The 8,645-nt window shown below is 57.5% G+C and carries 8 protein-coding genes; 1 reads left to right on the top strand and 7 read right to left on the bottom strand.

Translation table 11 applies throughout. The features are described 5' to 3' along the window. The 5 genes from bamD to psbZ form a co-directional block, all read right to left on the bottom strand. A partial coding sequence (gene bamD / locus ACWIUF_RS04200; RefSeq protein ID WP_448570980.1) for an outer membrane protein assembly factor BamD occupies window positions 1-351 on the bottom strand: 351 nt, incomplete at its 3' end. A 126-nt stretch (window positions 352-477) separates the two neighbouring features. Next, window positions 478-2,103, bottom strand: a complete 1,626-nt coding sequence (prfC, locus tag ACWIUF_RS04195; protein WP_448570979.1) for a peptide chain release factor 3 — start codon at window positions 2,101-2,103, stop codon at window positions 478-480. Window positions 2,104-2,262: 159 nt separating this feature from the next. Then, entirely contained in the window at window positions 2,263-3,015 is a 753-nt protein-coding gene (locus ACWIUF_RS04190; RefSeq protein ID WP_448570977.1) for a DUF4058 family protein, read from the bottom strand. Further along, complete coding sequence (ribH, locus tag ACWIUF_RS04185; protein WP_448570975.1) at window positions 3,012-3,557, bottom strand: 6,7-dimethyl-8-ribityllumazine synthase; 546 nt, start codon at window positions 3,555-3,557, stop codon at window positions 3,012-3,014. The genes ACWIUF_RS04190 and ribH overlap by 4 nt, the downstream gene beginning before the upstream one ends. A 231-nt stretch (window positions 3,558-3,788) precedes the next feature. Continuing rightward, on the bottom strand, window positions 3,789-3,977 hold the full coding sequence (psbZ, locus tag ACWIUF_RS04180; protein ID WP_448570974.1) for a photosystem II reaction center protein PsbZ: 189 nt from the start codon (window positions 3,975-3,977) through the stop codon (window positions 3,789-3,791). Between the two features lie 111 nt (window positions 3,978-4,088). Here psbZ and ACWIUF_RS04175 point away from each other — a divergent pair, with 111 nt between their 5' ends. Then, window positions 4,089-6,878: a CBS domain-containing protein gene (locus tag ACWIUF_RS04175; RefSeq protein ID WP_448570972.1), complete on the top strand. Its 2,790-nt coding sequence runs from the start codon at window positions 4,089-4,091 to the stop codon at window positions 6,876-6,878. A gap of 37 nt (window positions 6,879-6,915) precedes the next feature. Here ACWIUF_RS04175 and tnpA read toward each other — a convergent pair whose 3' ends face one another. Beyond that, window positions 6,916-7,314 carry an IS200/IS605 family transposase gene (tnpA, locus tag ACWIUF_RS04170; RefSeq protein WP_448570971.1) on the bottom strand — a complete coding sequence of 133 codons (399 nt, stop codon included), beginning with the start codon at window positions 7,312-7,314 and terminating at the stop codon, window positions 6,916-6,918. A gap of 281 nt (window positions 7,315-7,595) precedes the next feature. Beyond that, window positions 7,596-8,645, bottom strand: a 1,050-nt coding sequence (locus tag ACWIUF_RS04165) for a GNAT family N-acetyltransferase (RefSeq protein WP_448570970.1), incomplete at its 5' end; no start/stop codon positions are given.

The raw sequence follows: 8,645 nt of genomic DNA, 5'->3' as shown, positions 1-8,645 counted from the left end.
ATCCTGGGCCGGGGAGGACTCGGTGGGGAAGGCGGACAGGGCGGGGAATTCCAGGTAAAGGCTGGTGAGGTTGCGATCGGCCCACTGGCTCACGGTGGGATCGGGATCGTTGAGGAGGGATTGACACAGGATCAGGGCATCGGCTTCTCGGCCTGTTTTGGCATAAGCCAGTACGAGGCCCATCTGTGCCCGTGTCAGGATGGGGTTGGTGGGTAAGGCTTGGCAGACGGCTTCGAGGCAGGCGATCGCAGTTTCATAGTTGCCCTGGTTGAGGGCTTGGAGTCCTTGGGCCAGATCGGCCTGGACGGTTGGGTTGGGTGAATCGGAGGGGGGGTCGATCGGGGCAGTCATGGGCGGGCATGGACTTTATCTTGTGGGATAGCCATCTGGGCTGTCTTGAAGGTGGGAGTAACCACAAAGGCACGAAGGGCACAAAGAAGCACGAAGGGGGGAAATTCAAAATTCAAAATTCAATGCCTAGGTGAGGGGGGCGATCGCGCGTAGTTTCAATTTGGGGTGATCGGCTTCGATTTGTTGGCAGTTCCATTCGTTGCGGAAGAGGAGGACGGGACGGCCCCAGTTGTCTTTGACGGTGGCGGTGTTGAATAGGCGACCGGCGGCTTGGAGAGCATCCCAACCGGCTTCAACCCAGCGGGCGACGGTGAAGGGGAGGGGTTCCAGTAGGGTTTCGACGCCGTACTCGTTTTGCATCCGAAACTGGACGACTTCAAACTGGAGTTGGCCGACGGCAGCCAGGATGGGATCGCGTTTGCTTTCGTCGGTGGAGTACATAATTTGTACGGCACCTTCTTCCCGCAGTTCGGAAACGCCTTTGCTGAATTGCTTGAATTTGGAGGGGTTGGGGTTTTTCAGGTAGGCGAAGAGTTCGGGGGAGAAGCAGGGGATGCCTTCGTAGCGGGGGGGTTCAGGACCGAAGGCGACGGTGGAGCCGGTGTAGATGGTGTCGCCGATCGCGAATACGCCGGGATTATTCAGCCCAATGACATCGCCGGGGTAGGCGACCTCCAGGGATATGCGCTCTTGGGCAAAGAGTTTTTGGGGCCGGGAGAGGCGCACGGTTTTGCCGGTTCGGGTATGGTTGACGACCATGTCCTTCTCGAATTTGCCGGAACAAACCCGCACAAAGGCAATGCGATCGCGGTGTTTGGGGTCCATGTTGGCCTGGAGTTTGAAGACAAAGCCGGAGAATTCCGGATGAGTCGGCTCAATGTGGCCCAAATTACTATTGCGACCTTCGGGCTTCAGGGCATAGGCCAAAAAGGCATCCAGGAACAGTTCCACGCCAAAGTTGGTCATGGCGCTGCCAAAGAAGACGGGGGTCATTTTGCCCCGGTGGACTTGCTCTAGATCGAGTTCGGTGCCTACTTCTTCGAGTAGCTCTAAGTCGTCCTTGAATTGGTAGTACAAGTCCTGGTCAATTAACTCTTCCAGACGCGGATCACCCAGATCCAAGATGGTGGTCGTGGCTTCGCGGCTGCCGTGGCGACTGCGCTCGAACAGGTGAATTTGGCGATGACGGCGATCGAATACCCCCTGGAAGCGATCGCCCATCCCGATCGGCCAGTTGACGGCATAGGTGTGGAGGCCCAGTTCCCGTTCGATTTCATCCAGGAGTTCCAACGGCTCCCGACCCGGACGATCCATCTTGTTAATAAAGGTGAAGATTGGCAATCCCCGCAGGCGGCAAACTTCAAACAACTTGCTGGTTTGGGGTTCGAGGCCCTTGGCGGCATCCTCCAGCATCACGGCGTTGTCGGCGGCGGCGAGGGTGCGGTAGGTGTCTTCGCTAAAGTCCTGGTGACCGGGGGTGTCGAGCAGGTTGATGTGATAACCCCGATAGAAGAATTGCAGTACGGTGGAGGTGATGGAGATGCCCCGCTGTTGTTCCATTGCCATCCAGTCCGAGGTGGCATGACGCTGGCTGCGACGGGCCTTAACGGCTCCAGCCTCGTGGATGGCCCCCCCGTAGAGTAGGAGTTTTTCCGTCAGCGTGGTTTTCCCGGCATCGGGGTGGGAAATAATGGCAAAATTGCGGCGTTGATCAACGGCACGGCGTAACTCGGTTTCCAATTCGGTGGTCATGGTGGGGCAGGTTTCTCCTATCATCGGCGGCGACGCAGCGGGAACGGTGACACTCTACGATACGCCCTAGGCGTTGCCAAGCGATCGCTCAACCGGCCAGCGTCTCAGCACTGTCCCGATCATAGCCTCAACTGTTCGTAGCGCCTGCCTAACCCAGTCTCAATCTTCCGGGATACAGGTTTGTAGCCATTGCCAATCGCTGTCCATCACCGGGGGAATGGGGGGCTGGTGATAGTCAATCACGAGATCAAGCGCCGCTTCGTCGTAAATAGCTTGCAAGAGCGGCTGCAAGGCGATCGTGGGTTCGGGGTCACCGGGTTGGAGGGGCAGGGGAAAAAGGGGGATCGGGTCTCTTAAGTTGAAGGGATAAAGTTGGGCTTGGGGCCGCTCATCAGCCCGACTGACGAGGATACGATAGTCAGCGGGAACCCCCCCAGCCATTAACGGCGGGTCCCCTGTGCGCAGGAGATCAATTTCAATCAGGTGGCTCTGGCTTGCGAGGACTTGCAGGCGTTTAGCTGTGTATTGAGTTTGACCCTCGCCGGGACGCTTATTTTTCGGCGATAGGACTTCGATGACGGTCACCACTTGGCCAGTGCTGATCTGTCGAATTTCTAGATAGCGTTCCTGCACTTCGTCCGGCATGGGCAGGGTGACGGTCAGGGGTTGGCTGCTGGAGCGGGTGAGGGTTGTGGTGTTTGCGGATTCTGGCTGCTGCTGAAAAACAGACACATCTGGGATACCCACCAGCAGGGCATCGCGGTAAACCCGCTGTTCGACGGCGGCTCGATATTTGGGGGTGAGGATGGGATTGAGGGTGCGAGCGAGTTGCACAATCAACCAGGCGTGAACCTCTGGCCAGAGCGCCGGATTTTCCAGATAGGGGTTCATGCCAGGAAAGGGGAAGGTCATAGGGAAGTGGGTAAGGAGGGCGGGATTTTCCCCGCGATCGCGCCGGACAGGGTGACCTCAATTCCCCCTTTTTGCTTCAGTTGCCGCATGAGACTCGCCATCTCGATCGCATTCATGGCGTAATCCCAGCCCTTATTACTCTTAATCCCCGCCCGCTCTAGGGCCTGCTGCATCGTATCAGCGGTGAGAATGCCAAAAATCACGGGTACCCCCGTCTGATACCCCGCCGCTGCAATCCCCTTCGATACCTCGGCAGATACATAGTCAAAATGGGGCGTTTGCCCCTGGATCACCGCACCCAGGCAAATCACCGCATCGTAGCGATAGGTAAGGGCAACTTGCCGCGCCACCAAGGGAATCTCAAAACTCCCCGGCACCCAGATATAATCCACCTGGCTACCCTCTGGATCGACCCCGTGACGCTTCAGACAATCCTGGCACCCGCTCAGCAATTTACCCGTGATCAGGTCATTGAAGCGGCCAATCACGATCGCAAATCGCAGGGTTTCAGTATCGGTAAACGAGCCTTCAAAAACAGCCATGCCGTGGGTTTCCTAGGGCCATTGCTTGTGGAGTGGAGAAATTCAATCGGTTGGTGGGGTAGGCATCCTGCCTGCAAAACAGCATTCCCGTGGGGTAGGCATCTCGCTTACCAGAGCCTTGGTTTGTGGGGTAGGCGTCCCGCCTGCCAGGGTGCGTACCGTATCGGCATCTCGCCTATGAGCCTTCCTGTTGGCTGGAGTACCTAACCCACAACAAGCTTGGTAAGGAGACTAGGCCACTAGGTAGTTCAAAACCCCAACCAGGATCACCAGCGCTGCCCACAGGCCCGACCCAACAAAGATTAGCTGCTTGGACTGGTTCCAATTGGTCGGCGAGGCATAGGCAACGGGCACCCAAACTACCATCACAAAAGACACCAGCACGAGGGCAGCCAGTGCAATTTGAAATACGATCGTCATAAATCCCTGCTCCCAAACAACAGTTGTTTTATTAGTGCGGTCGCCAACAGCGACATCCTGGGCCGTCCCATGCAGTTGGAATCGCCCCCCAGTAGTTAGGCTATCAGAAAAGTGACGCGGCAAAGTGGGTTGACGATCGTGGCGTTAATGGATTTAGTGCTTTGTCATACAACGGCGGACTTCGATACCCTCGGGGCAGCGGTGGGGGTCACGCGGCTACGGCCAGGAACCCGGATCGTCCTGACGGGAGGGTGTCATCCAGGGGTGCAGGAATTCCTGGCCCTCCATCGGGATGAATATCCCTTGATCGAACGGCGATCGGTCAATCCCCGCCTGATTCGATCGCTGACCATTGTGGATACCCAACAGCGCGATCGCCTGGGAAAGGCTGCCGAATGGTTAACCCTAGATGGGATTGAGATTTTTCTCTACGATCACCACTGCCATGTGCAAGGGGATATTCCTGCCACATGGGTCCAAATTGAACCCGTGGGATCGACCAGTACGCTGCTCGTTGAACATCTCCAAGCCCAGCAGGTGACCCTCTCGGTGGCGGAGGCGACGGTGATGGCCCTAGGGATTCATGTGGATACGGGGTCCTTGACCTATGAGCAGGCGACCGATCGCGATGCCCTGGCCCTCGCCTGGTTGATGCAGCAGGGCGCTAATTTACGCACGATCGCGGAATTCGTCGAACCGGGGCTGTCCCCTCGCCTGCAAACCCTGTTAACGACGGCCCTGGAAACGATCCAAACCGAAGTGGTGGCCGGTCAGCAGTTAGCATGGGTGGTCCTGGATACGCCGGGATATGCCCCTGGGTTATCCAGTTTGGCGGCACGGTTGATGGATTTAACCGAAAGTGACGTGTTGCTCCTGGCCAGCTACTACCGCCTTAGCAGCAGGAAGGGCAGTCGGCTCACGATCATTGGGCGTGCCCGTGTTCCCCCCTTCAGCCAGGGGCCAGAGGAGGCCGTTAATCTGGCCAAGGTGTTTGAACCCTGGGGGGGCGGCGGTCATGCCACGGCGGCAGCCTTGACCCTGCGGGATGTAGACCCGGACAGCATCCTACCCCAACTCCTAGACCAAGTGCGCCACCAGTTGCCCCAACCGCCCACGGCGCGAGATTTGATGTCCTCGCCAGTGCGCACGATTCGTCCGGATACGACGATCGGCGAGGCCCAGCGGATTTTGTTGCGCTATGGCCACTCTGGCCTGTCGGTGGTGAACGAGGCCGACCAACTGGTGGGGATTATTTCCCGGCGCGATATTGATATTGCCCTGCACCACGGGTTTAGCCATGCCCCCGTCCGGGGCTACATGACCCGCAACCCCCGCACGATCGCCCCCGATACCCTGCTGCCGGAAATCGAAGACCTGATGGTGACCTACGACATTGGTCGCCTCCCAGTGCTCAATGCCCAAGGTAACCTGATTGGCATCGTGACGCGCACGGATGTGCTGCGGCAGTTGCACCAAACCCAAACCATTGGTACCCGCTCGTCCGCCATCGCCCCCAGTGCCTACTGTCCCCTCCCCCGCGAGATTTGGCAACGGCTCCAGCATTCGCTCCAACCGGCGTTGTGGGACATCCTGATGACAGCGGCCCAGGCAGCCGAGCAACGAGGGTGGCACCTGTACCTGGTGGGGGGCGGCGTGCGGACCTTAATGCTGGCTCCAGCGGGGGAACCCCTGGTGCTGGATGATATTGATCTTGTCGTGGATGGCTTTGAACACATTCCCCAGGTGGGGGCTGGGGTCGAGATTGCCCAAGTCCTACAGCAAACCTACCCGGAATCCCGCCTTCAGGTCCACGGTCAATTCCAAACGGCGGCCTTGGTGTGGCACAAGCACCCGGTACTGGACTCGTTGATGATTGACATTGCCACCGCTCGCACGGAATTTTATCCCTACCCCGCCGCCAACCCGGAGGTGGAGGCCAGTTCCATCCGCCAGGATCTCTACCGCCGCGACTTTACCATCAATGCGATGGCCATTCGCCTGACGCCGCCGCGCTCTGGGGAACTGCTGGACTTTTTTGGCGGCCTGCATGATCTCCAAGCCCAGAATATCCGCGTCCTTCATGCCAATAGTTTCATCGAAGACCCAACCCGTATCTACCGTGCCGTCCGATTTGCCGTGCGGTTAGGCTTTCACCTGGATGATCAGACTGAGCAGTATATCCGCCATGCGATCGCCAGTGGCATCTACGCCCAGATGCAGCAGCAGGCCCAACGGGCACCCGCGTTGCAAACCCGCTTAAAAATGGAGTTGAAATACATTCTGAAATCGGCCAATTGGCCCTCCGCCCTCCGGCTATTGGGGGATCTGGATGCCCTGCAATGTATTCACAGTAGCCTGCATTTAGATGATGACCTGTGGTGGCAACTGCGACGGGCCGATCGCTGGTTACGCCGCTTCGATCCCCAGCACACCCTCTCCCATTGGCAAGTCTTACTGGAGTTGATCCTGGCCCACCTAGATCCCCCCTTACGCGGCCCGATCGCGGCGGGGATGCAATTACCGATATCCAGTATTGAACGGTTGCAACATCTGGAAGCCGTCCAGACCCAGATCACCCAAGCGTTACCGACGTGTGCGCAGCCCAGTCAAGTGGTCAACGTGCTGATGCCCTATACCAGGGAACTGCTGATCCTAGTGGGTTGCCGCAGCGATCGCCCCATCCGCCGCTACCTATGGCAATATTTCACCACCTGGTCCCACCTCAAGCCGCTGTTAGATGGCCACGACCTCAAACAACTGGGCTATAAACCCGGTCGCCAATTTAAGTTAATGCTGGATGAACTGCATACCGCTACCCTCGATGGGGTCATCCGCGATCGCACGGAAGCGCTGGAATTTTTGCGCGATCGCTATCCCCTCCCCCTTCCCTCGACAGGTTAGCCTGCCTAGCGGCGAATAAGGTGAATAAACGGTGTCCCTAAACGTTTTTCTGGCTCTCGATATACTGTTCAATCTCAGATAAGGGAGCCACCCCCACCGTCGCGACAAAGTAGCTTTTTGTCCACAATGTCGGTAGCCGACTTCTTAACCAGGAAAACTCATCCCGTAGCCGCCGCGAGGAGCGACCCTTGAGGTAGCGGACCAGCTTCACAATGCCAAACTTTGGGTCAACCTCAACTAGGATATGCACATGATCTGGCATAACTTCGACTTCAATGAGTTTTGCCTCAAATTGGTCGCAGATTTCCTTGAGAATTTCCTTTAGCCGCTTGTCTACGCCTTCAATCAATACCTTCCGCCGATACTTGGAACACCAAGTAACGTGATATTTACAAGAATGGACGATAGCGGGATCAGACTTAAATTTACTTTCCATAGCCTAGATTATACTGCACTGTCGCCACCTACGTGATCTGATTTTACAGAATTTTTACAGTCTTTCGGACAGGTGAACTATTCGGGATTGCCCTGAGGGGAGAGCCATGATGGGTAATGCGATTGCTTACAGTGAGCGATTCCCAATGTGCTGAAAGGCTCGATCTTCAGCGATCGTAACGCGGTCTTGATGGGGGGCATTCCACTTTATCTCGCCTTCCCGGCGGCCCAGGGCTGCTACTAGGCGGTACTCAGCCGCAATCGATCACAGGCGTCACACGGCTATCGAGGTTGATCCAGGTAGAGAACCAAGTGTTGTTTGGCGGTTGGATCAGGGATAAACCCTAACTGTCGGTAAAAATTAACGACCGGTGGATCGGCAAACAAACTGATCTGGTGGATGTCCTCGCTGGCCAATTGCTGCATAAGGTGGCGCACAAGGGCTTTTCCCCAACCCTGACCTTGATAGTCTGGGTGGACCATCACATCCCAGAGGGTGGCATTAAATACCTGATCCGAGGTTGCCCGCGCGAAGCCAATTAGCCGTCGTTGTTCCGCCTGACTGGCCCACAGGGTGACCACCTGCACACTATGCTGAAGCGCTTGTTTGAGTTGCCGTAGGGGGCGGTTAGGCCATGCCACGGCCTCGAATAAGGCTCGCAGTTCGTCGAGATCTAAATCACGATCGCGACTGAGCCAGATGGCAGGGGTCGTTGCGGTTTCTGGGGACAATACCGTCACGGTAGAGGGTTGGTGATGATCAACGGTATGACGGTGACGCAGGCGATTGGCTTGCTGGTAGGCGATGGTGGCGGCAACGGCTTCTCCCTGGGCCGCCAGTGCCCTGCCTAATTGCTCATGGGCTTCGGCGTCGTCGGGCCGCTGATCCAGTAACTCACCATAGGTGGCGATCGCGGCGGCAAAGTTTTCCTGGGCTACATAGACCTGCCCTAACCCTAGGGCCGCCTCGGGATAATTGGGTTGTAACTGTAGGGCCGCCTGATAGTGGGCGATCGCCGCCGACCAATCCTGGGCATCCCGCAGGGCATTGGCCAGGTTATAGTGCATCCCTGCCGTTGGGGTTTGGCGGGCGATCGCCTGCCGGAAGTGTTCAATCGCTAGGGGCAGATGATCAGCCTCGCCCTGGAGACGTAGGGCAACCGCTAAATTATGGTGGGCGGCACCGGACTGGGGATGGGTGGCGAGACTGGCCTGGTAGCACCGAATCGCGGTCTCCCAATCTCCGACTTGTAGGGCTGCGGTCCCCTGCTGAAAGGGCGTGCCATGGCTCGCTGGTTGGGGAGCGGCTGGGGGGGATGGCAAGGAGGGAGA

This window comes from Trichothermofontia sp. (genome assembly GCF_053493415.1).
This window is presented reverse-complemented; position numbering and strand designations above follow the sequence as displayed.